This window comes from Paenibacillus plantiphilus, assembly GCF_927798095.1.
In the GTDB taxonomy this organism is placed as follows: domain Bacteria; phylum Bacillota; class Bacilli; order Paenibacillales; family Paenibacillaceae; genus Paenibacillus_Z; species Paenibacillus_Z plantiphilus.
Genome location: NZ_CAKMMF010000013.1, coordinates 85,122 through 107,802, shown reverse-complemented (window position 1 = coordinate 107,802; position 22,681 = coordinate 85,122). Strand labels below are relative to the sequence as shown.

Genomic DNA, 22,681 nt, shown 5'->3' with positions numbered 1-22,681 from the left:
GGCTGCCGCATATCCTTCGTCACATGGACGGATGCGCGGCAGCCTTATTGTAGCTGGACTTTCATTTACATATGCTGGATCATTTCATCGATTATGCGATGTGAGTTAACAGAAGCCACCGCAGTGAACTCGGCAAAATTAACATGTGCTGAGCCGTCAGCCTTATCAGACATAGAGCGAATGACAACATATGGAATATCATTCATTGCGCATACTTGTGCAAGAGCCGCACCTTCCATCTCCGTACAAGTGCCATTCAACTCTTCGTGAAGCTGACGCACGACATCGCGAGAAGCTACGAACTGATCCCCGGATAGAATCTTCCCCTTCATATGGCGGTCAGGGAACAGCAAGTTGCATGCTTTGAATGCCAGCTCCACTAGCTTAGGGTCTGCAAGAAATTCGGATGTTTCCTGAAAAGGAATCTGTCCTCTCGCGTATCCAAGCGGTGAACAATCCATATCATGCTGAAGACATGAGGTCGAGATTACGATGTCCCCGATATTAAGCTTTGGATCAAGCGCACCGGCAACACCGGTGAACAAGACGCAATCTACTCCAGCATCAATCAGAACCTGCGTGCACACGGCCGCATTCACTTTCCCGACACCCGACCTGCAGAATACGACTTCACGACCGTGCAGCGTACCTTCCACATAAGTGATCCCCGCCTTGACGAAGACGTTGCTCTTCTCGACATACTCATGAAGCAGCTCGATTTCCTCCGCCATTGCGCCTATAATACCGACTCTTGAATATATTTTTGTCATTACTTGCTGCCAACTGATTGACGCATAACGACTTCGTGCGGCAGCACGACCTTCGCTTGCTCAACCGTCTCTTTCTTCATCAGCTTGGTAAGCAGACGCATCGAGACCGCGCCAATATCGTACATCGGCTGAGCGACCGCGCTCAGCTGTGGACGAACCATCGAAGCCATTCGGCTGTTATCCACACTTATGACTGAGAAGTCATCGGGAACTCTGAGACCATTATCTTGAATGCAATGAATCGCGCCAATGGCCATCTCGTCCGTCGCTGAGAATACAGCAGTGGGGCGTACAGGAAGATCAAGGAAATGCTTCATCGCTTCTGCACCGGACTCATAACGGTAATTGCCGATACGCACGAGATTCTCATCGTAAGTCAATCCGGAAGTTTCGAGCGCTCGCTTGTAGCCCTGGAAACGGGAATAGCCGTTAGCCGGGTCCTGCAGCGTTCCGCCGATCATTGCGATAGATGTATGTCCTTGCTTAATCAACGTTTGCACAGCATCGAATGCGGCAGCCTCATGGTCGATGTCAACCGAAGGTATCGTTCCATTCTCATCCGTGGTCGCACACAGAACGATGGGAACATTGGAAGTCCGAAATGCCTGCAGATGCTCGTCCGTAACTGCTCCGCCCATGAACAGCAAGCCGTCCACCTGCTTCTCCAGAAGCGTGTTAATAACACGAATCTCCTTGTCCTTCTTCTTATCCGCGTTACAAAGAATAATGTTGTAGTGGTACATATTGGCAATGTCTTCAATTCCGCGGGCAACCTCGGCAAAAATAGCATTGGAGATGTCGGGAATCACAACTCCGACTGTAGTCGTCTTCTTGCTTGCCAGTCCGCGTGCTACAGCATTAGGACGATAACCAAGCCGTTCGATTGCTTCGAACACTTTCTTGCGTGTCTGTGGTTTAACATTCGGATTGTTGTTCACGACCCGGGATACTGTGGCCATCGATACGCCAGCTTCCCTTGCTACATCATAAATGGTTACCGTCACGGCCTTCTCTCCATTAGCTCAAATTTTTATATCTCGCACCCGTATTACATGTACCGTAATGATAGCATAAAGGAGTTGACAACGTAAAGCAAAAGACGGCAAAAGCCTAGTTGTTTCGTGCTTTCATTCAAATTTTCATTGCGTATGGAAATGCAGCGATTGTCGTTCAAGAACGAAGGAGCACGATGAGCAATGCAGGCGCTGAAGCGCTCTTCAAATACAAAAAGAAGGCAAGATATACGCTTCTCGCCTTCACAATCATCCTGCTTTATACGGTTCATCAGCCCATTGTAGCATCACTCTGATGCATGGGATAAACGCTGCATTTCATCCGACCTATTGTAACTTTTCACAATAATTCCCGAGGTGCTCATCCAGAGTAGAATAAGTGATGCTCCAGTGCGAAGCATCCCACATCACCTTGCCGTTAACAATCAGGATCGCTTGCGGCGACTCATGCTTCAGTCCCAGCGTTCCGGCAATCGCATCGGATACTGAGCGGTCCTCAACAACATATACAAATGCGTAATCTATCCGAAGTCGGGACGCATCCTCAAGCCAGCCCGTTAATTCATCATAGGCGCCTGCGCTTACGGGACAACGAGTACTATGCTTGAAAATAAGCAGCGGGCGGTTTGCAGTGGCCTCAAGGGCAGTCATCCATTGGTCCACAGTCGTTAAAGATGGCATCTCCAACAATAACCGCTCCCTTCCCTTATCTCTTGTTTCGCTAATTTAGAAGCAATGTCCGGCTCAATTGACTTAATCGCTTATGTATATCTGCAATCCATTCCTCATCCTGCAAAGACTCGGCAACGATATGAAGATCAAGCAACATATTGATACGGTCCTCCGTCAACCGCCTTACGACGACAGGATCACATCGGTTGCGTTCACGATAAGCTTCTACAAGCAAGTTGGCCCATTCATTCCACTCGTTGAAGAAATAGGTTTGTTTCACTGGTTTTGCTCCCAGCTTGCCGATCAAACCTGTCAAATCAGGCTTAACATCTGGAAACACCTCGCTTCTGTTGCAAGCGGAACAAGAATAAATAGGAACATTGTCAATCTCTACTTTGTGTGAATAAATGACTGTACGAAGTTTTATCGGCATCACATCACCGCAAGAACAACGTTTCTGCAAAATGGTCACTCCTTAAAGTTTTGCGCAGCAAAACTGGCTTCGTAAGAATTCTCTTAGTTTTGCGCAGCAAAACTGGCTTCGTAAGAATTCTCTTAGTTTTGCGCAGCAAAACTAGCTTCGTAAGGATTTTCTTAGTTTTGCTCAGTAAAGCTAGTGCCTTGACCGCATCAAATTAATGGTTTAAGTAAACAAGCGAGAAGTGCAGAGTTAGACCTTCAATCATGAGCGATCATGAACAAGCTCGCCCGTATTCATTCTATGTGATTTTCCGAACAGAACGGGTTCCACGTTGCTATATTGCGAATTGTATGTGATTTATCGTATACAATCGCAAATTTTGCTTCTTGAAGGCGGATTGTATGTGATTTATCGTATACAATCGCGAATTTAGCTTCTTGAAGGCCAAATGTATGTGATTATTCATATACAATGGGTCAACACGGGCCTGCTTGTCGGTGCCAAACCTTTATTCAGAAGTGGTCAGGGTACTAGCTTCGTAAGAGTCCTCTTAGTTTTGCGCAGCAAAACTTCCTAAGCGTTCTCTTAGTTTTGCGCAGCAAAACTAGCTCGTAAAAAATCATCTTCATTAAATAGCAGAACGAAACTAGCAGTGGTTCGCTTGACGATAAGGTATTCGACCCATTCCAGATAAAGTCCTTCTTCATACAATTATGCAATTTTTACATCCTCGGGCTTATGGCGCTATTCTTCTCCAGCGCTTGCGGATTACCGGTATCGCGATGATCAGAACAGCGATTGCAGCACCGATGCAATCGTTGCGAATATCGTAAATATCAGGGGAACGACCACCGACAAACGATTGATGATACTCATCGGAAACCCCGTATAAACCACAGATAACAACAATGAGCAGCTTGCTCTTCCAGCTATCTCCTCTAGCACCGAAGCCGTAATCAACAGCAAGCGCTAGTATAAAATAAGCAGCAAAGTGCCCCCAATCAAAGCTCGTCATTGCAGGAAACAGCTCCTGAAACCACGGCAGCACCGAATCGAGATCATCCCCCGTACGCGAGGAGAACATAAATATTACCGCCATGACCGCAATTGCCGGAACAAACCGCCATTTGCTTCTATGAATCTCGTCAACAGAACCCCTTCGTTTACGATCGTATATTTGCTTCATTCATTCTCCTTCGTTACAATTAATGAGATAGGCCATTATAAGGAGGCTTCTGACCATGACCTTGCAAGGCAAAGTAGTAATCTGTCTATTGGATGATGAATTTGAAGATTTGGAGCTTTGGTATCCCGTATACCGCGTGCGTGAAGAAGGCGCTGTCGTCCTGTTCGCAGGGCCCGAGAAGGGTCGTACCCATATCGGAAAATACGGCGTACCCGCGAAGGCAGATATGTCCTTCGATGAAATAAACAGCACGGAAATTGACGGCCTGCTCGTTCCTGGCGGTTGGGCCCCGGACAAGCTGCGCCGCTATCCCAAAGTACTGAAAGTTGTACAGGAGCTGGACACAGCACGCAAGCCAATCGGCCAAATCTGCCACGCAGGCTGGGTACTTATATCAGCGAAAATATTGACAGGCCGCAAAGTAACCTCCACGCCAGGCATTCGGGATGACATGGAGAATGCAGGCGCTACCTGGATTGACGAGCCAGTCGTTGTCGATGGCAATCTGATCTCCTCGCGCCGTCCGCCGGATCTTCCGCCTTATGCCAAAGCATTCGTGGATGCGCTGCGAGAATCGTAGCCTCTGGCCAGTACCTCATGAATCTCTTTGCTCGTTCTGCATGCGAGCAGCTCATCAAATGTGGAACGGCTGTCTTCCTGCTTCAGGCGAAGCAGCCGTTCTTTTATAGGCAATATCGCATTGGAGGACATACTTAGCTCATCAACATCAAGGGCAAGCCAAATCGGCAGCGCCCGCAGGTCTCCTGCCATTTCGCCGCACACCCCGATATGTATGCCCGCTCTCTTTGCCGCCTCAACTGTCTGCTTAAGCATTCTCAGCACCGCTGGATGGAAGGGCTCATACATATGCGAGATTTGATCGTTCATGCGATCTACAGCTAGTGTGAACTGAACGAGATCATTCGTGCCGATGCTGAAGAAATCGACTTCCTCTGCCAATAAATCTGCAATCATAACCGCTGCGGGCAGCTCAATCATCACACCGACCTCAATATCCTCCTGAAAGCGATGACCCGCTTCAGTCAGTTCTTGCTTCGCTTCGTTCAACAGCGCATTTGCGGCGCGAACCTCATCAATAGAAGAAATGAGCGGATACATAATTTTCACTTTTCCATGGCAGCTCGCACGCAGTATAGCTCTCAGCTGCGTTTTAAACAAATCTGTTTTGTCCAGACAAATGCGTATGGCACGGTAACCAAGAAAGGGATTCTCTTCCTCTGGCAGCTCGAAATAATCAAGCTGCTTGTCTCCACCGATATCCAATGTCCGAATAATAAGCGGTCTGCCCTCCAGCTTATCTGCTACGCTCCGATAGACCTCAAACTGCTCTTCTTCCTGCGGCAGCCGGTGGCGGTCCATGTACAGAAATTCCGTTCTGAACAGTCCCACACCGTTCGTACCGCTGCTCAGAGCAACATCCAGCTCCTTAAGCGAGCTTATATTAGCGGCCAGCTCCATCTCCTTGCCGTCCTTGGTCATCGGCTTAATATCAATAATGCCTTTGAGCCGCTGTGTGGCTTCCTTTTGCAGAGCGTGCAGCTCAGAATAATGCTTCGTGAGCTCTGTATCCGGCTCCAAATGCACGATGCCTGATGCACCATCCAGTATGAGATAGTCCCCTGTCTGAATCGCATCCTCAAGCTTGGACTCCAGGCCCACAACAAGCGGAATACCGAGCGCTCTGGCCATAATGGAGGAATGTGATGTCGTGCTTCCAGCCAGCGTCGCAATGCCTAGCACATGCTTCGGATTCAGATGCGCCAGCTGTGAAGGAGACAGCTCCTTCGCAACCAGTATGAAGGGCTGCGTATCAGCAGGCAGTGTAATCTCCGGCGCCCCAAGCAAATGCTTGAGCAGCCGATTGCCAACATCCTTGATATCCAGTGCCCGCTCCTTCATATATTCATCATCGAGAAGATCAAACATCGTTACAAAATGGTCGATCGCTTCCTTGACTGCCACCTCAGCAGCTTTATATTGACGCTGAATGATACCTTGAATTTCGTTCATAAAGACTGGATCTTCCAGGATCGCCAGATGAGCGTCAAAGATGTAGCTTTCTTCTGTGCCGACTACCTCTCGAAGCTCATCCTTCATTTGCTCAATCTCTACCTTGGAAGTTCGAATACCTTCATACAAGCGATCAAACTCGCGGGCCAAATCGGCCACATCGATTTTTTGCTCAGGCAGATCCCACTCCCAATTCGGCAGTACGAACGCTTTTCCAATAGCAATACCGAATGATGCCCCTATTCCTTGAATCACTCCGAATCCCCTCCAACGCTTCTCTCTTTCAGAACGACTGACATTACCGAGGTTTGACCCCGCTTAACGCTTTTGAAAGGCGCATAGCTCCACGACTGGACCAGGTCTGCATTCGTAATGACCATTGGCGTAGCCAGTGACTTGCTGCTTTGACGAATAAGCGGTATATCGAATTTAATAAGAAGCTGGCCAGGAATGACCGCATCGCCCTCTTTGACGAATGCAGTGAATCCTTTCCCTTTCATCTGGGAAGTGTCGATTCCGATATGCAGCAGGACCTCAAGTCCCTCCGGTGTTCGTATGCCGAGTGCGTGCATAGAAGGATATATATGAATGACTATACCGTTAACAGGTGAAACCAGCTCGCCCTTATCCGGAATAAAAGCTACCCCTTCGCCCACAAGCTTGCCGGCAAAAATCGGATCGGGCACTTCGCTAAGCGCTATCATCCTGCCCTGCATTGGCGAGCAGAAGGATACCCGCGAGATGTCTCGCTGAATCACCTTGTGCATCTCTTCCCTGATCAGCTCCGAGTAGGTTCCGAATACAATCTGCACATTGCCGCCGCCCAATCGGATTACGCCAGCCGCTCCCAAATGCTTGAGCGCTTTGATGTCAATTCGCTTATCGCTGACAACCTTCAGTCTAAGACGGGTAATGCAGGCTTCCATCTTATGGATGTTCTCTTTGCCGCCAATAGCCTGTAGAATAAGCGGCGCCCGATAAGGAATATCACCTGCCCATTCATCCAGATGCGAGCCTTCCTCTCGGCCCGGTGTCGGAATGCGAAACCTTCGTATCGCCCATCGAAAGAGAACATAATAGAGTAGTCCAAAGACAATTCCGATTGGAATGAGCAGCCAGCCCTTGGTTGCCAGATGCTCATTAATGGAGAAGTCTATCGCCCCCGCTGAGAAGGAGAAGCCGTGCCGGATGCCCAGCTCATAGGTCAGCCACATCATAAATCCGGACAGCAAAGCGTGTACAACGAACAAATATGGCGCTACGAAAAGAAAAGCAAATTCAACCGGCTCCGTCACACCCGTCAGGAATGATGCCAGCGCCGCTGTAAGAAAAGTTTTGCGAATCTTGGGCTTCAGGTCTTCCCTTGCCTCATGTATGATGGCGAATGCGATTGCCGGCAGCGCGAACATCATGGTCGGATACAAGCCAGCCATAAATGCGCCTGCGGTAGGATCGCCTGCGAAGAAGCGGGGCAAATCTCCAAAAACCATTGCTCCATCCGTCTCATAGCCGCCTACCTGAAACCAGAACACATGGCTGACAAGATGATGCAAGCCGAATACGACGAGTATCCGCAGAACGAAACCAAATAAGAAAACACCAAATCCTCCGCCGGATGAAACGACATCACCCAGTTCAATCAGTGCGTTATGCAAATTCGGTGCTTGCTTGACCATTACAATACCCCAGATGACAGAGAATGCGCTCACAACTAGCGGTACGAATCGGGGGCCACCGAAAAACTGTATGTATTCCGGAAACTTGATCGTCTTGAATTGTTCATGGAACAAACTTGTCACGAGTCCGATCACAACACCTGTGAAGACGGTCGGCTCAAGCTCGTAATGACTGGAATTAATGATGCCCGTATATATGAACATGCCGGCCAAAGCTGCGAGTCCTGCTGCACCGGCATTGCTAGTCATCCCCATTGCGACACCAAACGCAAAAATATAAGGTAGAAACGCGAATAGCGCTTCACCAGCCGTCTGAAGATGTCCCGGAATACCCGGCATTCCCATCTCCGCCCACGGCAAGCCGCTTAAGCTTAAAAATATAGCCGCGCCAGGCAATACAATCATCGGCAGCATCAAAGACCGTCCCAATTGCTGCAGGTGACCCATAATGTTCATTCGCATTCCTCCTCTCTTACTCCGCTCCTAAACCTGTCTATTTCAAGAGTAAGGGTTTGCTTTCGCTTTGTCAAAAGAAAGAGGCGGACCAATGTGGCCCGCCGCTCATCCTTCATGCCGAGCTCAAAACATCGCTCTAGAAGCGTTGCAGAAACCCGGAATTCACGCCATAACCGCCCTGTGCGGATTGATAAGCTCCGCCCTGCTGCGTGCCTGCGCTGTAGCCAAGCTTCGAGATAACTGGGCCGCTGTTGGCAGCTGCATTCGTTGCTTGATAGACAGGATTGTATGACGTTGCAGCATGCGCATTGCCAGCAAAATTGCTGCTGCCGCCATAGCTGCCGCCAAAGGACTGGCCTGCTGGTTGATTCTGATTGAAGCTATAGTTCTGATTAAAGTTCTGATTCTGTTGCAGCTGTTGTTGGTGCTGCTGTCCATACTGCGATCCGCTTGCCTGGAAGTTCTGCCCCGCTGTATACCCCACATGGGATATAACAGGCTGCTGTCCCGTTTGAGCAGATTGCTGATTGGAGAAATTCGAGCCCATCGATGTCGTCGTTCCTGTCGGATAGAAGTCTTGTCCAGCTTGATATCCGACATGCGAAATCACAGGACCAACGTTACTGTTCGAAGCGCCATAAGCATTGTTCTGGTTCTGTGCGAACGCATTGGAGGAAGAAATGCCGTAGCTTTGCTGAGGCGCCGCCGAGTAGCCGGTATGCGCAATTACTGGGCTGCTGTTAGCAAAAGCATTCTTGGGCAAGCCTTGATAATGCGATTGCACATAACCAGCAGGCTGATACCTGTTCTGAAAGTTAGATTGCTGCTGGTTATTGAACAGTTGCTGGTTTGAAAATTGGCCTTGCTGATTCGACATCGGGTTCACGGGTTGTCCTCCTTGAAATGGTAAGAGTTGGCCTCTTGCGACCTGCAGCGGTCCTTCGAAGCCTCTCTTAGTGTGAGGAGAACGGCCGTTTTTTATAACCGTTAGGATTTGGATTTTCCTTGAGGCAGCAGAATCGCATCTTCCACCTTAATACAGCGGTCCATAACGACCTTCAAGCCGCCTTGCTTCGCAATAGCTGCCGTCTCATCATTGGCAATGCCAAGCTGCAGCCAAATAGACGCTGCGCCAATCGATACCGCTTCCTCGGCAATCGGCGGCGTATGCTCGCTGCGACGGAATACATTAACAATATCCACCTTCTCCGGAATATCCTTTAGAGAAGCATAGCTTTTCTCACCAAGAATGCTGTCCGCATTGGGGTTAACTGGAATAATACGATAGCCCTTTGCCTGCATTGCTTCTGCTACCATGTAAGAGGTGCGATCCGGCTTGTCGGATAGACCAACAACCGCTATTGTATGACTGTCCTCAAGTATGCGTTTGATCTCTTCTCTTGTTGGGCTCTCGTATGCCATATCAACCTGCACTTCCTTTCAATAATAACGAAATTGTTATTCCACCCACTCGATGTTAGCGCCCAGTGCTCTCAGATGATCGAAGAATATCGGGTACGATTTGGCAACATGATGCGCATCGCGAATCCGAATCGGCTCCTTCGCGCGAAGCCCGACAACAGTCAGCGCCATGATGACCCGATGATCATAGTGTGCGTTAATTTCGACTCCACCTTCCACGCCTTCCGGCCGGCCATGAACGATAATTTCATCGCGGCGCTCTTCCACGTTCGCCCCCGCCTTGCGCAGCTCATTCAAGTAATCCGTAATCCGGTCGCATTCCTTGAAGCGCAAGTTCTCCACGTCATAGAAGCGTGAAGTGCCCTCCGCGAATACAGCCGCCGCAACCATCGCCAGAACAGCGTCGGTTGCTTTGTCTCCATCAAACTCTAGCGCCTTGAGCTTGCCATTGCCTTGAACACGGACAATTCCGTTCTCATGCGTAAGCGGAACCTCCATCGCGCGCAGAACATCAATAATTGCGCGCTCGCCCTGCTTGCTCTTCTCCTCAAGACGGTGCACAATAATATCGGAATTCGTAACGGCTGCAGCGGCAAGAATAGCGGCAGAGCCCGGGTAGTCGCCTTGCACAATATATTTCTTCGCTTCGTAGCGCTGCCGTCCAGCTACACGATAATGCATCAGATCCTCGCTTGCCTCAATAACGATGCCTGCTTGCTCCAATACCTCCAGTGTCTGACCGACTACAACCTTGGATTTCAAATCATGCAGAACTTCAATTTCACTATCCTCTTCCAGCAATGGTGTCAGGAACAGAAGCGCGCTGAGGAATTGCGAGCTGACGCTGCCGGACACTGTTATTTTCCCTCCGCGCGGCTTGCCGCCACGAATTGTGATCGGCAGCTTGCCTTCGCGGTGCTGGACCTCCACTCCTAGCTGGCCAAGCGCATCGATCAGATCATCATGCGGACGTTTGCCCAAGGAATCCGGATATCGATTAATGAACGTTACCTCCGGGCTAAGCGCTGCGATCGCCATAAGGAAGCGCAGAACCGCGCCTGCATTGCCTACATCAAGCTCCTTGACATCGCTAGGATTGCGGCCAAAACCGGTAATGACGATTTTCTCGTCATCCTCTTCTATCGTTGCGCCAAGATCGCGAATACAACGGCGCATCGCATCGCTGTCCTCGCTGTGGGCAGGATAATAAATCGTGCTTGTTCCTTCCGCCAAAGCTGCAACCAGCAGGTAGCGAGTCGTGTAATTTTTGGAAGAGAGTGCTTGAATTTCCCCTTGCAGTCGGGGAGTAGGGGTAACGATAACGTCCATGAAATTATTTGCTCCTTTATATATAAAGTATCTGTAATTATTGTGTCATTATGTAGCCCATTGCAGCGAGCAAGAAACCACATCCAACCGTCATTGCCAAATAGATGATGCAATCCGCATATTGCCGCTTGCTTATCATATCAGCCAATTGAACGCAATACGTAGAAAACGTCGTGAAGCCGCCCAGAAAACCAATACCAGCAAATGGATAAGAGGCTGCCATGCTCTTGTCCCATCCCCAGCCTGTAATGACGCCGAGCAGCAATGCGCCTGTGGCGTTAATGAGCAATGTACCCCAATGAGGCCTCCAGCCTTGGTTAACGAACCAGCGGCCGATTCCATAGCGCAAAATTGCGCCAAGTGAGCCTCCAAGGGCAACAAGAAGCAACGCCGTCATCACGCTTCCTTCTTTCTGGCTGCTGTCATGCCTGCTAATGCTGCACAGACGCCAAGGAGAATGCTGGAGAAGGCATAGAGAACAGCAAGCAGCACACTGCCGGATTGTACAAGCCGGACGGTCTCCATGCTATAAGCCGAGAAGGTTGTGAACGCGCCAAGAAATCCGGTGCCGACTCCCTCTCTCCACACCATGCTTAGATTGTTGCGAGCAGCGAGTGCGAGCGTCACGCCTAAAGCCAAGCTGCCGACAACATTAATGAGGAAGGTTGCCCAAGGCCAGCCCGCAGGATCATGATGAGGGACCAGCAGGCTGATGCCATATCTGGATACTGCGCCGAGCGCTCCGAACATTAGGATCGAGACCCAGATTCTCAAAACAGAAGACGCCATTCCAATACTATCGCATCCGCAACCTGAGCGGGAGTCATACTCTCTGTATCGATGGTACAATGGGCGAAATCATAGGCATGCTTGCGATCCTCCAGCAGCTTGTGCACACGCTGGCTTACATCACCTTGAAGCAGCGGTCTTGAGGTGTCCTGGCTTACACGCTCTATAATCAATTCCGCCGAAGCGTGAAGATTGACAACAAAGCCGAACTTCAACATCATCTCCCGATTCTGAGACGCAAGCACAGCTCCGCCACCGGTTGCTATGACCCCCATATGCTCCCTTTGCAGCACATCCGAGAGTGCTTCCGATTCCGCTGTGCGGAACGCCGCTTCACCTTTGGTCGCGAATATGTCCGAAATCGGCATCCCTTCACGTTCAATAATAACAGCATCGATGTCGACTGCCTCGCAGCTTAAACGCTCTGCAAGCAGCTCGCTCACTGTTGATTTGCCTGTTCCCATGAAACCAATAAGCACAATATGTGTTCGTTGATTGTCCTTCATTGCGAGATATGCTCCTTCTTAATTATGAGCAGATGCCAATTATGTTCATCTTGAAATATCATACCATTTATTATGTATTTGCGGGTATAAAAAAGTGGTTTTTGCCGTAGAGATGATACTATACGGAGATCTCAGCCTATAGTTAGGAGCGACCCTTATGCCCCCTAATCATCAGCCTCAGTTCATGCAGGAACGAATCAACAAAATCCTTCATCCCGATTACCCATTGTGCCGGGACGATGTTGTCTGGATGTTGGAGTATATAAAAAAGAAAGTGGCTGACGAAGCGCCTGAATTGCTCAGTCTCCCCCAGCCACGATTATTGCGTAATTTTCAAAGCTTCGCCGAAGCATCCATGATTCTGATCAAGCAGCGCAGCGGCTGCAGCCATGAGGCTGACCGTCTGCGCGCCTGCTTGTCAGAAGCAATGTCCGGCTTGCGGCCGCTCACGGATTAACTGCAATTAAGATTGCATCCAGTTGAAGTGGAACGAGCCTTCCTTGTCCAGACGCTTGAACGTATGCGCGCCGAAGTAGTCGCGCTGCGCTTGCAGCAGGTTGGCTGGCAGACGCTCTGTCCGGTAGCTGTCATAGTAGGACAACGCAGTGGAAAATCCAGGAACCGGAACGCCATACTGTACAGCCGTCGAAACAACTTCACGCCATGCGCCTTGATACGATTGCACGATCTCTTGGAAGTAAGAGTCGAGCAGCAGGTTGCGAAGCGCTGGATCGCGATCATAAGCATCCTTGATGTTCTGCAGGAAGCCTGCGCGGATGATGCAGCCGCCGCGGAAGATCATTGCGATATCTCCGTAGCGAAGGTCCCAGCCGTATTCGTCGGAAGCTGCGCGCATTTGAGCGAAGCCTTGCGCGTAGGAGCAGATTTTGCTCGCGAACAGCGCTTTGCGAACGGCTTCGATAAATGCTGCCTTGTCTCCTTGGAAAGGTGTTGTTTGTGGTCCCTTCAGCAGCTTGCTGGCCGCTACGCGCTCTTCCTTAAGTGCGGAGAGAAAACGCGAGAAGACCGATTCTGTAATAATGGACAGCGGCACACCAAGATCAAGCGCGCTCTGGCTTGTCCATTTGCCTGTGCCCTTCTGGCCTGCGGAATCCAGAATGACGTCTACCATAGGCTTGCCCGTCTCTGGGTCATACTTGGAGAATATATCAGCGGTAATCTCGATCAGATAGCTGTCGAGCTCGCCTTTGTTCCATTCGGTAAAGATCTGGTGAAGCTCTTCCGTTCCTACGCCAAGAACGTTCTTGAGCAGATCGTAGGCTTCGCAGATCAGTTGCATATCGCCGTATTCGATACCGTTATGCACCATTTTGACATAGTGTCCGGCGCCATCTGGACCGATGTATGTACAGCAAGCATCGTCGCCAACCTTGGCAGAGATAGCTTTCAGAATCGGCTCAACAAGCTCATATGCGGATTGTTGGCCGCCCGGCATGATGGACGGTCCTTTCAGTGCGCCTTCTTCGCCGCCGGATACACCTGTACCGATGAAGCGGATTTTTTTCGCTTCCAGATCCTTGCTGCGTCGTTGTGTATCAGGGAAATAGGCATTGCCGCCGTCAATAATGATGTCGCCCTCATCCAGAAGCGGCACGAGCGAATCGATAGTTGCGTCTGTACCTGCGCCTGCTTGAACCATGATGAGAATTTTGCGTGGTGTTTCGAGTGATTGAACGAACTCTTCAATCGTGAATGTACCAACCAGATTCTTGCCTGCCGCTTCTTTCAGCAAGTCATCCGTCTTCTCCCGCGAGCGGTTGAACACCGATACAGTGAATCCTCTGCTTTCAATGTTGAGCGCGAGGTTCTTGCCCATTACGGCCAAACCAATTACACCGATTTGCTGTTTAGACATATGGTTCTTCCATCCCTTTTCTCGTTATTGTGATTACTTCTCTCGTGCGTCAAAGGCTCTGCGCACACAATATCCCTATTTTACTCTTTTTACTCGGGAATGAAAACCATAATGCAGAAAAATGTTCTATGACATCGAAAAAATAGCAAAACGGAAATCCGTTTATCAGAATTTCCGCTTTGCTCGATGGTTTTTATTTCAACCGATGCGCTTCACCTTCCACGTACCATTGTCGAAGATTATTGTCAGTCTTTGACTTCATGTCAATCACTATGACACCCCCGTTTGGCTTGACCAACATCAGAATCGCTCTGTCTTTCGCTTCATTTAACGAAAAAGTCACATTTATGGATAATTTATATGAAAAATAAATAAGCTCCCGGTCCTTATCGCCCCGGAAGCTTATTCTCTTGCAATTATTCGATTGATTCTTTTACAACTCAAGCTGTATCATCTCAGTTCTTAACGTATTTAGACGTTCCTTAGATAAGGCCGCATCCTCTTCGCGCCCAGCTGTAATCGCCTCATGAAGGACAGAAAGCTCATAATCCAGCTCCATTCGCAGAACAATCGCTCTTTCCTCTGCCCGCTTCGACTGAAACGCCTGTATTACTTCTTCAACCGTTACGAATGGTTTCTTCTGATAAATAATTCGATGCTCCATACCAGACACCTCCACGAGTCGAATAATTTCGCCGAACATGATGTTCTCAATAACAATTTGACGGTCTTTGAATCGTTTAACCACTGCGTGACCGCGTGAATCATTGATGAGCTTCTCAAGCAGCTCGGACAGCTTCTCATCCTTGATAATGTAGTCGCCTATAATTTTGTATCGGTTGCGCACCCGTTGAAACCGGAGCTTCACCAGCTTGCGACCGCTTCGTACTGATATGAGGAAAAATACATCCGTTTCGCTCCAATAAAGCGAATACCCTTCCTGAATCAAATCCCTAATCAGATTCTGGATTTGCCGGCGGTCGAATCGCAGCTCCAGGTTGCAATATTCTACTTCATGGCTCTTGTTCATCGGCAATCCCTCCCCAGCTCTTAGTGATTGGCGAAATGTTCTGAATATTCCCTCATATTAATATCTTATACTCCATCTTATGTAATGGCAACTTGGTTTATTGACTATTTTTAACCACGATACGAGGAAATGAACAATAAAGCTCAAAAATAGGTCCCTTCACTATACGTACAGGAGCACAGGCATCCGCAGGAGCGCATTCATAGTATGTAGGGAATTCAAACCTAAAGGAGCTGATTTCATTGTCATATGGTTATGGTGGCGTTGGTGGAGCTTTCGATAAATGCAAAAATGTATCCCCGATAGGCGGATGTTTCACAAGCGCGGGTGTTATTCTAGTTCTCTTCATTCTGCTCGTAATCATTAGCCGATCCATCCTCTGCTAATGACAAGAGACCATCCAGATTTCTGGGTGGTCTCTTCTTTATTCCCGAATAAACAGCTCATAGAACTGCTCGCCTGTATTACGCTTCCTCAGCTTAATCTGGAGCACTTGCTCCTTGAGGAGCACTTTGCCGCTTCGGGCTTCAACTAATTTGGGCAGCCTGATCAGCTGTCCCTTCGAATCTGGCAAGCCTTGCAATTTAACGCTGTAGGAGCTTGCCATCACTCTGACTTTATTCAGTTCAACCGATTCCGGGAGCTTGATCCGCACGATAAGAAAACGGTGGGTTTCGAATATTTCGGCAGGCAGCCGTCCATTTGATCCATGTGCCTTCACTGGCTTCACCAGCATATTGCGTACATAATCGTTAAACCAATTGGATGGATTGCCGGGTTCAAAAGGAAATGGCATCTTACCATTAAAGAACTTATCGAATTCTATGGAGGCAAACGGGTCGAAATCATCACTGCTCAAAGCAATCACCACCGCGTTAATGGAATAGTTCAGTTTATTCATTCTCTGCCCATTCAGTGCAGTCTTATTGCCGATGCTGCTCAGTTGATTTTCACGCCGCAAGAACATCGCTCTAATAAGAAAAACCGTCCGTTCATCCTGACGGTCCTTTGGATTGGATAATAGATGTAACTTCAAACTCGCATCCTAGTGCACCTCTGCAATACTCCAAGCACATCTCATTCACTCCTTCGGGCCGGGCTGTAAAACGATTTTTCCGGCTTATACGGAGGAGCGCACACTTTCTAATAGCTGTAAGCGGTTTTTATCTGCTTATCATCTCCATCGAAGCCCATTTCACTCGCTCGCTCGCGCTGTAAGACGTTTTTTCCAGCTTATACGACCGATCGCGATCCTTTCAGCAGCTTTAAGCAGGATTTATCCGCTTACAGCAGCCTCCTGCATCGACGCCCCGCCCCGCAAGGTTAAAAAAAGCTGCCTGTCGGCAGCTCACAATTGCTAATAACTATTGTTCTGCATCGCAACACAGCACAGCCGGTGCAGCTCCGTCAGATAAACCATTGATTCAGAATCAATCCGAATACAACGCTGCTCACGACTGCGCCAGCAAAGCTGTACCAGCCTGTACGAACTTGCTGCTGGAACATCTTCAGAATACCGAAGCTAAGCAGTGAGAAGATAAGCAGAATAAATATGGCTCCCGTAATGAACAAGCCCGCAGACACGTTGCTGACATCTACAAGTGACAAGTCAAACACTCCCTTGAATACAAGTCTTAATCTTTAATTTCTATTATAAGCGAATACCCTGCCTTTAAACCAGAAGTTTACTTGTGGAAAGTCAAACAAATTCGTGACAATTTCACCGCCATCGTTCAACGGAAAGCGTAATGGAACCTATAGGCGGATGCCGCATACCATGTAACATCAGCCCCATGCACCAACATGAAGGAGTGAGCAATCGAATATGCCTTCAATCGTCGGTTTTGTCAAAATCATCAGTGTTGGCTCCAGCTCCATCGTGCAGTTCGGCGATGCGCTGCAGCTGTCGCCCTCCAGTACTTCCAAGACCTACGCCGGATCCGGATCCTTCCTGACTGGCAGCCTGGCGAATTCCAATACCGGGGCAAGCGCTACGAACACAAGTGACCAGGATGTTCAAGACAGTGCGGAGAACAATATTGGGAACAGCGGGGTAGGAGGAATCGTATGAGCCTGACCGTCCATCAGCAAATTACAATCCATCAGCTGCGTGTAGACAGTGTGACGAATTCCTCCGTGCTGCAGGTTGGCGCAGCTGGCTCTATTCGGTCATTGTCGCAGCTATCTAATACGGGCGGTTTTACAGAGCCCGCCCCGCAGCTCGGAGGAGATAACCCGCTTTCCTTTGTCCCGCTTCCAAATCCTGTATAAGGATCGAGGTGATCATAGATGCAGCCTACGAATGGACCTAGCTATTCCCCATGGGAAATGTGGACAGCGATGTCCCGCCAGCTCCAGCAGCTTGCCGGCACGGTGGCACAGCAGCAAGCCGCTCTTCAGAAGCTCAATAATGAGATGACCGTACTTATGGAACGCGTCACGTCAGCCGAATCCAAACCGATGTATAATGTTGAGCGTTTGGAATACCATTTTGACCAATTAAAGGTAGAGAAGCTGGACGGTACGCTCAATATTGGCATGACACCGCCGACTGACGAGCAGTTCAAGGAGATTGGGCAGGTTGTAATCCCTAACGGGTCCTCCCCCCTTCACCACGGTATGATGAAGCAAAGCGAAGTGAAAGGATTGACAGATCTCAATGAACCCGCCAATGCTTCTGCACCATTCCTTGGAATGAATCCATCCAACGACCTGAACGGCGCTATGACTCAGCCCCCTTACCCTGAAATTCGACGAGATGTTGATCTGTACTTAACAACAGTAGCCCCACAGAAGCTTGCACAGCTGGAGGCCGAGTGCGGCCTGTCTCTTGACCCCTATCATCGGAATCTTATTCTTGGCGATATCCGCAGACAGATCGACTCGCGCATCAACTATTACATGCAAACCGCAGCCAAGTCCAATCAAGCACCTGTCGAGGGCTCGAATGAAAGTATGCTCGCGCAAGTGCATGCCAATGTCACAGCCAAAACAACGCGTGATATTGATGCCGCTCTTCAAAGTTATATTACGAGGCTTAAAACAGCAAACAATCAACAAGGAGGTGTTTCATCCTGATTCAATTCAACCTTGTGAACCACGGCCTTCAGGTCGGCTGCATTCAGATGACAGCCATAGCAAGCGCCTCATTGCTTCAGGTCGGTGATACGGAACAGGTCACATTGTACTCGATGTTCGACACGCCTCCCGAGTCGGTTATCGTCGGCCCGCTCGTTCCGCTTGGAAGTCCTGTAGAGGATGAAGAAGTTGGAGTAGAGGCCGGGAATGATTAATGCCGACTACCCTATTCGGACATCTGAGCTGGGCGCGCTGATCGTCGATAGCGCTGCCAGCTCTTCGATTATTCAATTGGGGGACCGCAAGGAAGTGAAAGCCTCGCTGCTGGGACTTGCTGTACAGCGAGAGGTTGATCATATTCAGGGTGGAGAATTCTATCTCGAATCGTACGAAATATTTGATCGTCCGCTGCCCAGCCTTATTGAATCTCCAGACGAAGATAATCGTGTCGTCCTTCACAGGCAGAACAGGCAGCCCTGTATTCGTGTTGGCTGCATTAAGGTTCTCGCTATGAGCGGTACTGCGCTATTGCTGATAGGATGTGGTCAAACGACCACCGCTGAATCGCGCATAAGCAACATCCGGCAGTTTGCGATGGGGAGCGATGTCCCTGGCCCCTGTTTGCCGCCAATTGCTGCCAGCCTTGCCGATTAGGCTGATGCGCAAATAACAAATGACACGGTACAAACGTCCATACGAATTCGCCTCCCCATCATACATTAGTACTGTGATCGAAAACATCACAAATCAACCTTTCAGGAGGTATGTTCAGTGGGATACCTACCAGGTGGTGTCGGCGGTGCAGGCTGCGGACCAGGCGTTGGCGGCGTGGGCATAGGCTGCGGCTTGTGGACTAGTGCGGGCGTCATTCTTGTTCTCTACATTTTGCTCGTAATTGTTCTTCGTGCTGGTATTTTCTAAATCGCATAATACGATACAGAAGGGCTGGCCGAACAGTCCAATATCCAATAAGTCAGTCCCCAATGATGTGAAAAGATGCCTCCAAAACCACGATAACAGTGGGGCTGGAAGCATCTTTTTCATCGTATGGGGCTTAGTTGGGACTCTGACAATCAACCCTCTTTCCAGCCTATTTTTCAGTTAATAAATTTACTCGATTGTTTCTCGCCTTTCAAAATGATCAAATTATATGAAATAATCAAGGTTCCAATACATTAATACGGATTTTTTCGACAGATATGACACTACATAAATTTGGTTATTGTAAAAATGAAAGCGCTATGATACATTTTATTTAGTTAATATGTTTACTAAAAAGGGGTGGGCGTAGTTTTTTGCAGTCATTGCAAAAGTAGTGAAGGATTTCGGGCAACACTAAACGATTAGGGGGATTTTCCGATGAAGAAAACGTTGTTTATTCTCATGGTTGCCGTACTTATGATTTCGATCTTAGCCGGTTGTGCTTCAAGTTCTAACTCCAATAAGAGCAGCGAAACAAAAGATGCTCAGCAGGTCGAATTGCAGTTTTTCCAATATAAACCTGAAGCCAGAGATACGTTCGATAAGTTAATTGCCAAATTCGAAGAACAATATCCCCATATTAAGGTGGTTCAGGATAACCCGCCGGATGCTTCTACGGTTTTGAAAACTAAGATCGCTGCGGGCGAGATTCCAGATGTGATCGCCAATGGCGGAGACAGTGTTCATGCTATGCTCGCTACATCCGGCGTGCTCGCTGATTTGAGTGCCGCACCGGAATTGAAAAATATTACGGAAAGCTACATTCAAATTCTTAAAGACATTACCGGAACCGAGGAAGTGTACGCAATCCCTTATGGCGTTAACGCCAATGGTGTCATTTATAACAAGGTCTTGTTTAAAGAGCTTGGACTTACCGTTCCTGCGACATGGGACGAATTTGTGAAGCTAAGCCAAACCATTCAAGAAGCTGGCCGCCTTCCATTCTATTTCACTTTTAAAGATTCATGGACGACCTTGCCTTCCTTTAATGCCTTTGGAGCAAGCACGCAAGGGGATCAATACTTTGCCAAACGTAAAGAGAAGCAAACCAGTTTTGCGGAAGGTTATAAAGCAGCTGCGGAGAAGTACTTGCAATTCATTTCGTTTGGTCAAAAGGACAGCTTTGGAAAAGGGTATAACGACGGCAATGCGGCTTTCGCTAACGGAGAGTCTGTCATGTACGCTCAAGGCGTTTGGGCGATCAGTGAGATCAAGAAAATTAATCCCGGGATCGAGTTAGGTGTCTTCCCTTACCCGGTAACGAATGATCCTGACCAGAACAAATTGGTTTCCGGCGTGGATCAGCTTCTGTCTATATCAGCGAAGAGCGAACATCCTGAAGAAGCAAAGCTGTTTATTCGTTTTCTGATGAATCCTGACAACGCCAAAAACTATGTTCAAGGAGTGAACACTTTTTCCGCGATCAAAGGAGTCACTCAGGACGATCCATCTGTAGCGGAATTGATTCCGGTCTTTGAGAAAGGACTCGTGTCCGACTTCCCGGATCATTATATTCCAAGCAGCATGAAACTGGATCAATTGCTTCAAGAACTAATCCTCAAACAAAAAACCGAGCCGTTCCTGCAGTCGATGGATGAGGCATACGACAGCTCGCTAAATAGATAAACGCTTTGAAAAAAAGGATGAATCGGGCCCATCGTCCGGTTCATCCGATTTATCCTTTTAATTATAAAGGAGTTTGGATTATGAAAAAGAATGCACGAATATTTTATATGATGGTCATCCCTGCATTTGTAATGTTCTTCGGTTTCCATACGTTTCCCGTTTTGCTTGGCATCTTTTATAGTTTTACAGATTGGAACGGCTTCGCCCAAAATTACGATTTTGTAGGATTTAAAAATTATCTCAACGTTTTTAAGGACGAGTCCATTTATGCAGCCTATGGGTTCACCTTTCAATTCGCCATTCTAACAACCGTTATTGTGAACGTGGTCAGTTTAACGGTAGCTATGGGACTCAACGCGAGAATCAAATTTAAAAACTTTTTCAGAGGCATCTATTTTCTTCCGAATGTATTAAGCCTTCTGATTGTCGGATATATCTTTAACTACATCTTCTCCAATATGCTTCCGAATTTTTTTGAAAACATTCAGATGAAGGATTGGGCCTTTAACATACTAGGCACCACCGAATGGGCCTGGTTAGGTATCGTAATCGTAACTGTATGGCAGGCTACGGCTTTCAATATTATTTTGTACCTGGCAGGACTGCAGACGATACCGACCGATATGTATGAAGCATCCAGCATCGATGGGGCAAGCAAATGGAAGGAATTTTGGCATATTACGTTTCCGATGATCGCGCCATTTTTTACGATTAACATGGTGCTTTCGATGAAAAACTTCTTGATGGCATTCGATCAGATTGTAGCTTTGACAAGCGGCGGGCCAGCGAAATCGACCATGTCGATCTCTTATTTAATCTATACCGACGGTTTCTCCGGGGGTTCGTTCGCCTATCAGTCTGCTAACTCTGTTATTTATTTTGTTGTGATCGTAATCATTTCGATTGTTCAACTCAAATACCTGCAGAGAAGGGAGATGAATCTGTAATGATAACACGAGCCAAAACGGCAAATTGGACGATCACGCTATTGATTGCAGCCGGCTCCCTGATTGTCCTGTTTCCACTCTACATGACGGTCATGATTGCTGTAAAAAGTCCTGCACAGATCGCCGAATCTGTACTGGCTATCCCTGCAGAATGGCATTGGAGCAACTTTGCCGAAGCGGTGCGGATGACGAATTTTGGACATGCGTTTAAAAATAGCTTTATTGTTACGTTGCTTGCCGTTGTGTTAACGATCCTTACGAATTCATTTGTCGGGTATGCCGTTGCAAGAAATATAAAGAAAAGGTTCTTCAAATTTTTATACTATTATTTTGTGAGCGCGTTGTTTGTTCCCTTTCCCATCATTATGTTGCCTATCGTGAAAGAGATGGCTTATTTCAATCTGAATAATCATACCGGACTTATTGTTTTATACGTCGTTTACGGGATTGCCTTCAACATGTTTTTGTATGTCGGTTATTTAAGGAGCCTCCCGACCGAGCTAGATGAGGCCGCTATGATTGATGGTGCGAGCGTATGGCAAACGTTTTGGAAAGTGATTTTCCCGCTGCTCGGTCCCATTAATGCAACAGTCGGTATTTTGACCTGTATATGGGCCTGGAACGACTTCCTGCTGCCGCTAATCATATTAAGCAAACCGGATATGGCGACGCTGCCGCTGGCTCAGTACATCTTTCAATCCCGGTTCAGCGTGAGTTACAATTATGCCTTTGCCTCCTATTTAATGGCGTTGCTGCCTATGGTTCTGGTTTATCTTGTTGCGCAGCGTTGGATTATTAATGGAGTCGTTCAAGGAGCTGTGAAGTAAGAAAGCACAAAGATCGGCACAATATGAGAATAGACAAAAGGTTTG

The 22,681-nt window shown here is 48.2% G+C and carries 28 protein-coding genes; 11 read left to right on the top strand and 17 right to left on the bottom strand.

Annotated elements, in window-relative coordinates:
* Positions 1 to 65 precede the first annotated feature (65 nt).
* The 5 genes from L6H65_RS13135 to L6H65_RS13115 form a co-directional block, all read right to left on the bottom strand.
* Entirely contained in the window at positions 66 to 770 is a 705-nt protein-coding gene (locus tag L6H65_RS13135; protein ID WP_236342994.1) for a 5'-methylthioadenosine/adenosylhomocysteine nucleosidase, read from the bottom strand.
* The gene (gene ccpA / locus L6H65_RS13130) at positions 770 to 1,774 is read right to left on the bottom strand and encodes a catabolite control protein A (RefSeq protein WP_236342993.1); all 1,005 of its coding nucleotides are present in this window, start codon (positions 1,772 to 1,774) and stop codon (positions 770 to 772) included. Before ccpA ends, L6H65_RS13135 begins: the two co-directional genes overlap by 1 nt.
* Positions 1,775 to 2,110: 336 nt before the next feature.
* A complete protein-coding gene (gene ytxJ / locus L6H65_RS13125) occupies positions 2,111 to 2,464 on the bottom strand; it encodes a bacillithiol system redox-active protein YtxJ (protein WP_236343049.1) in 354 nt (117 codons plus the stop codon).
* Positions 2,465 to 2,504: 40 nt separating this feature from the next.
* A complete protein-coding gene (locus L6H65_RS13120; protein WP_236342992.1) occupies positions 2,505 to 2,918 on the bottom strand; it encodes a YgiT-type zinc finger protein in 414 nt (137 codons plus the stop codon).
* Between the two features lie 694 nt (positions 2,919 to 3,612).
* On the bottom strand, positions 3,613 to 4,062 hold the full coding sequence (locus tag L6H65_RS13115) for a VanZ family protein (protein WP_236342991.1): 450 nt from the start codon (positions 4,060 to 4,062) through the stop codon (positions 3,613 to 3,615).
* A 55-nt stretch (positions 4,063 to 4,117) separates the two neighbouring features.
* On the opposite strand from L6H65_RS13115, the gene L6H65_RS13110 reads away from it, so the two are divergent.
* On the top strand, positions 4,118 to 4,642 hold the full coding sequence (locus tag L6H65_RS13110) for a type 1 glutamine amidotransferase domain-containing protein (RefSeq protein ID WP_236342990.1): 525 nt from the start codon (positions 4,118 to 4,120) through the stop codon (positions 4,640 to 4,642).
* On the opposite strand, the gene ptsP is transcribed toward L6H65_RS13110, so the two are convergent.
* The 8 genes from ptsP to L6H65_RS13070 all read right to left on the bottom strand — a co-directional run bounded on the left by ptsP (position 4,603) and on the right by L6H65_RS13070 (position 12,271).
* Positions 4,603 to 6,348, bottom strand: a complete 1,746-nt coding sequence (gene ptsP / locus L6H65_RS13105; protein ID WP_236342989.1) for a phosphoenolpyruvate--protein phosphotransferase — start codon at positions 6,346 to 6,348, stop codon at positions 4,603 to 4,605. The genes L6H65_RS13110 and ptsP overlap by 40 nt on opposite strands.
* Positions 6,345 to 8,225, bottom strand: a complete 1,881-nt coding sequence (locus L6H65_RS13100; RefSeq protein WP_236342988.1) for a glucose PTS transporter subunit IIA — start codon at positions 8,223 to 8,225, stop codon at positions 6,345 to 6,347. Before L6H65_RS13100 ends, ptsP begins: the two co-directional genes overlap by 4 nt.
* Positions 8,226 to 8,361: 136 nt before the next feature.
* Positions 8,362 to 9,111, bottom strand: a complete 750-nt coding sequence (locus L6H65_RS13095; RefSeq protein ID WP_236342987.1) for a hypothetical protein — start codon at positions 9,109 to 9,111, stop codon at positions 8,362 to 8,364.
* A gap of 101 nt (positions 9,112 to 9,212) precedes the next feature.
* Positions 9,213 to 9,647 (bottom strand): CoA-binding protein, encoded by a 435-nt coding sequence (locus L6H65_RS13090; protein WP_236342986.1) that lies wholly within the window; start codon positions 9,645 to 9,647, stop codon positions 9,213 to 9,215.
* A gap of 36 nt (positions 9,648 to 9,683) precedes the next feature.
* Complete coding sequence (gene aroA / locus L6H65_RS13085) at positions 9,684 to 10,976, bottom strand: 3-phosphoshikimate 1-carboxyvinyltransferase (protein ID WP_236342985.1); 1,293 nt, start codon at positions 10,974 to 10,976, stop codon at positions 9,684 to 9,686.
* A gap of 37 nt (positions 10,977 to 11,013) precedes the next feature.
* Entirely contained in the window at positions 11,014 to 11,373 is a 360-nt protein-coding gene (locus L6H65_RS13080) for a fluoride efflux transporter FluC (RefSeq protein ID WP_236342984.1), read from the bottom strand.
* Positions 11,373 to 11,750, bottom strand: coding sequence for a fluoride efflux transporter CrcB (gene crcB, locus L6H65_RS13075; protein ID WP_236342983.1), 378 nt, complete (start codon positions 11,748 to 11,750; stop codon positions 11,373 to 11,375). The genes L6H65_RS13080 and crcB overlap by 1 nt, the downstream gene beginning before the upstream one ends.
* Complete coding sequence (locus tag L6H65_RS13070; protein WP_236342982.1) at positions 11,747 to 12,271, bottom strand: shikimate kinase; 525 nt, start codon at positions 12,269 to 12,271, stop codon at positions 11,747 to 11,749. Before L6H65_RS13070 ends, crcB begins: the two co-directional genes overlap by 4 nt.
* A gap of 157 nt (positions 12,272 to 12,428) precedes the next feature.
* Between L6H65_RS13070 and L6H65_RS13065 the strand changes: the two genes are divergently transcribed.
* Complete coding sequence (locus L6H65_RS13065; protein ID WP_236342981.1) at positions 12,429 to 12,728, top strand: hypothetical protein; 300 nt, start codon at positions 12,429 to 12,431, stop codon at positions 12,726 to 12,728.
* Between the two features lie 6 nt (positions 12,729 to 12,734).
* Here L6H65_RS13065 and gnd read toward each other — a convergent pair whose 3' ends face one another.
* The 4 genes from gnd to L6H65_RS13045 all read right to left on the bottom strand — a co-directional run bounded on the left by gnd (position 12,735) and on the right by L6H65_RS13045 (position 16,794).
* On the bottom strand, positions 12,735 to 14,147 hold the full coding sequence (gene gnd, locus L6H65_RS13060; RefSeq protein ID WP_236342980.1) for an NADP-dependent phosphogluconate dehydrogenase: 1,413 nt from the start codon (positions 14,145 to 14,147) through the stop codon (positions 12,735 to 12,737).
* Positions 14,148 to 14,580: 433 nt separating this feature from the next.
* On the bottom strand, positions 14,581 to 15,177 hold the full coding sequence (locus L6H65_RS13055) for a YkzI domain-containing protein (RefSeq protein WP_236342979.1): 597 nt from the start codon (positions 15,175 to 15,177) through the stop codon (positions 14,581 to 14,583).
* Between the two features lie 424 nt (positions 15,178 to 15,601).
* Positions 15,602 to 16,213 (bottom strand): hypothetical protein, encoded by a 612-nt coding sequence (locus tag L6H65_RS13050; RefSeq protein ID WP_236342978.1) that lies wholly within the window; start codon positions 16,211 to 16,213, stop codon positions 15,602 to 15,604.
* Between the two features lie 371 nt (positions 16,214 to 16,584).
* Positions 16,585 to 16,794: a hypothetical protein gene (locus L6H65_RS13045; protein WP_236342977.1), complete on the bottom strand. Its 210-nt coding sequence runs from the start codon at positions 16,792 to 16,794 to the stop codon at positions 16,585 to 16,587.
* Between the two features lie 208 nt (positions 16,795 to 17,002).
* On the opposite strand from L6H65_RS13045, the gene L6H65_RS13040 reads away from it, so the two are divergent.
* From L6H65_RS13040 to L6H65_RS13000, 9 genes are all read left to right on the top strand, one after another.
* Positions 17,003 to 17,248 carry a spore germination protein gene (locus L6H65_RS13040; RefSeq protein WP_236342976.1) on the top strand — a complete coding sequence of 82 codons (246 nt, stop codon included), beginning with the start codon at positions 17,003 to 17,005 and terminating at the stop codon, positions 17,246 to 17,248.
* Positions 17,245 to 17,448, top strand: a complete 204-nt coding sequence (locus tag L6H65_RS13035) for a spore germination protein GerPB (protein WP_236342975.1) — start codon at positions 17,245 to 17,247, stop codon at positions 17,446 to 17,448. Before L6H65_RS13040 ends, L6H65_RS13035 begins: the two co-directional genes overlap by 4 nt.
* An 18-nt stretch (positions 17,449 to 17,466) precedes the next feature.
* On the top strand, positions 17,467 to 18,255 hold the full coding sequence (gerPC, locus tag L6H65_RS13030; RefSeq protein WP_236342974.1) for a spore germination protein GerPC: 789 nt from the start codon (positions 17,467 to 17,469) through the stop codon (positions 18,253 to 18,255).
* The gene (locus L6H65_RS13025; protein WP_236343048.1) at positions 18,255 to 18,470 is read left to right on the top strand and encodes a spore germination protein GerPD; all 216 of its coding nucleotides are present in this window, start codon (positions 18,255 to 18,257) and stop codon (positions 18,468 to 18,470) included. The genes gerPC and L6H65_RS13025 overlap by 1 nt, the downstream gene beginning before the upstream one ends.
* The gene (locus L6H65_RS13020) at positions 18,463 to 18,909 is read left to right on the top strand and encodes a spore germination protein GerPE (protein WP_236342973.1); all 447 of its coding nucleotides are present in this window, start codon (positions 18,463 to 18,465) and stop codon (positions 18,907 to 18,909) included. The genes L6H65_RS13025 and L6H65_RS13020 overlap by 8 nt, the downstream gene beginning before the upstream one ends.
* 117 nt (positions 18,910 to 19,026) lie before the next feature.
* Complete coding sequence (locus L6H65_RS13015; RefSeq protein ID WP_236342972.1) at positions 19,027 to 19,176, top strand: hypothetical protein; 150 nt, start codon at positions 19,027 to 19,029, stop codon at positions 19,174 to 19,176.
* 438 nt (positions 19,177 to 19,614) lie between these two features.
* Complete coding sequence (locus tag L6H65_RS13010) at positions 19,615 to 20,862, top strand: ABC transporter substrate-binding protein (protein ID WP_236342971.1); 1,248 nt, start codon at positions 19,615 to 19,617, stop codon at positions 20,860 to 20,862.
* 80 nt (positions 20,863 to 20,942) lie between these two features.
* Entirely contained in the window at positions 20,943 to 21,809 is an 867-nt protein-coding gene (locus L6H65_RS13005; protein ID WP_236342970.1) for a carbohydrate ABC transporter permease, read from the top strand.
* Positions 21,809 to 22,636 (top strand): carbohydrate ABC transporter permease, encoded by an 828-nt coding sequence (locus L6H65_RS13000; protein ID WP_236342969.1) that lies wholly within the window; start codon positions 21,809 to 21,811, stop codon positions 22,634 to 22,636. The genes L6H65_RS13005 and L6H65_RS13000 overlap by 1 nt, the downstream gene beginning before the upstream one ends.
* The last annotated feature ends 45 nt before the right edge of the window (positions 22,637 to 22,681 follow it).

Bases quoted from the DNA above. Each gene is read 5' to 3' on its own strand.
- L6H65_RS13010 (WP_236342971.1), top strand. From the start codon at position 19,615: ATGAAGAAAACGTTGTTTATTCTCATGGTTGCCGTACTTATGATTTCG.
- aroA (WP_236342985.1), bottom strand. From the start codon at position 10,976: ATGGACGTTATCGTTACCCCTACTCCCCGACTGCAAGGGGAAATTCAA.
- L6H65_RS13035 (WP_236342975.1), top strand. From the start codon at position 17,245: ATGAGCCTGACCGTCCATCAGCAAATTACAATCCATCAGCTGCGTGTA.
- ytxJ (WP_236343049.1), bottom strand. From the start codon at position 2,464: ATGCCATCTTTAACGACTGTGGACCAATGGATGACTGCCCTTGAGGCC.
- L6H65_RS13100 (WP_236342988.1), bottom strand. From the start codon at position 8,225: ATGAACATTATGGGTCACCTGCAGCAATTGGGACGGTCTTTGATGCTG.
- L6H65_RS13135 (WP_236342994.1), bottom strand. From the start codon at position 770: ATGACAAAAATATATTCAAGAGTCGGTATTATAGGCGCAATGGCGGAG.
- L6H65_RS13065 (WP_236342981.1), top strand. From the start codon at position 12,429: ATGCCCCCTAATCATCAGCCTCAGTTCATGCAGGAACGAATCAACAAA.
- L6H65_RS13110 (WP_236342990.1), top strand. From the start codon at position 4,118: ATGACCTTGCAAGGCAAAGTAGTAATCTGTCTATTGGATGATGAATTT.
- L6H65_RS13090 (WP_236342986.1), bottom strand. From the start codon at position 9,647: ATGGCATACGAGAGCCCAACAAGAGAAGAGATCAAACGCATACTTGAG.
- gerPC (WP_236342974.1), top strand. From the start codon at position 17,467: ATGCAGCCTACGAATGGACCTAGCTATTCCCCATGGGAAATGTGGACA.
- L6H65_RS13055 (WP_236342979.1), bottom strand. From the start codon at position 15,177: ATGAACAAGAGCCATGAAGTAGAATATTGCAACCTGGAGCTGCGATTC.
- L6H65_RS13080 (WP_236342984.1), bottom strand. From the start codon at position 11,373: ATGACGGCGTTGCTTCTTGTTGCCCTTGGAGGCTCACTTGGCGCAATT.
- L6H65_RS13000 (WP_236342969.1), top strand. From the start codon at position 21,809: ATGATAACACGAGCCAAAACGGCAAATTGGACGATCACGCTATTGATT.
- L6H65_RS13040 (WP_236342976.1), top strand. From the start codon at position 17,003: ATGCCTTCAATCGTCGGTTTTGTCAAAATCATCAGTGTTGGCTCCAGC.
- L6H65_RS13005 (WP_236342970.1), top strand. From the start codon at position 20,943: ATGAAAAAGAATGCACGAATATTTTATATGATGGTCATCCCTGCATTT.
- L6H65_RS13115 (WP_236342991.1), bottom strand. From the start codon at position 4,062: ATGAAGCAAATATACGATCGTAAACGAAGGGGTTCTGTTGACGAGATT.
- L6H65_RS13070 (WP_236342982.1), bottom strand. From the start codon at position 12,271: ATGAAGGACAATCAACGAACACATATTGTGCTTATTGGTTTCATGGGA.
- gnd (WP_236342980.1), bottom strand. From the start codon at position 14,147: ATGTCTAAACAGCAAATCGGTGTAATTGGTTTGGCCGTAATGGGCAAG.
- L6H65_RS13020 (WP_236342973.1), top strand. From the start codon at position 18,463: ATGATTAATGCCGACTACCCTATTCGGACATCTGAGCTGGGCGCGCTG.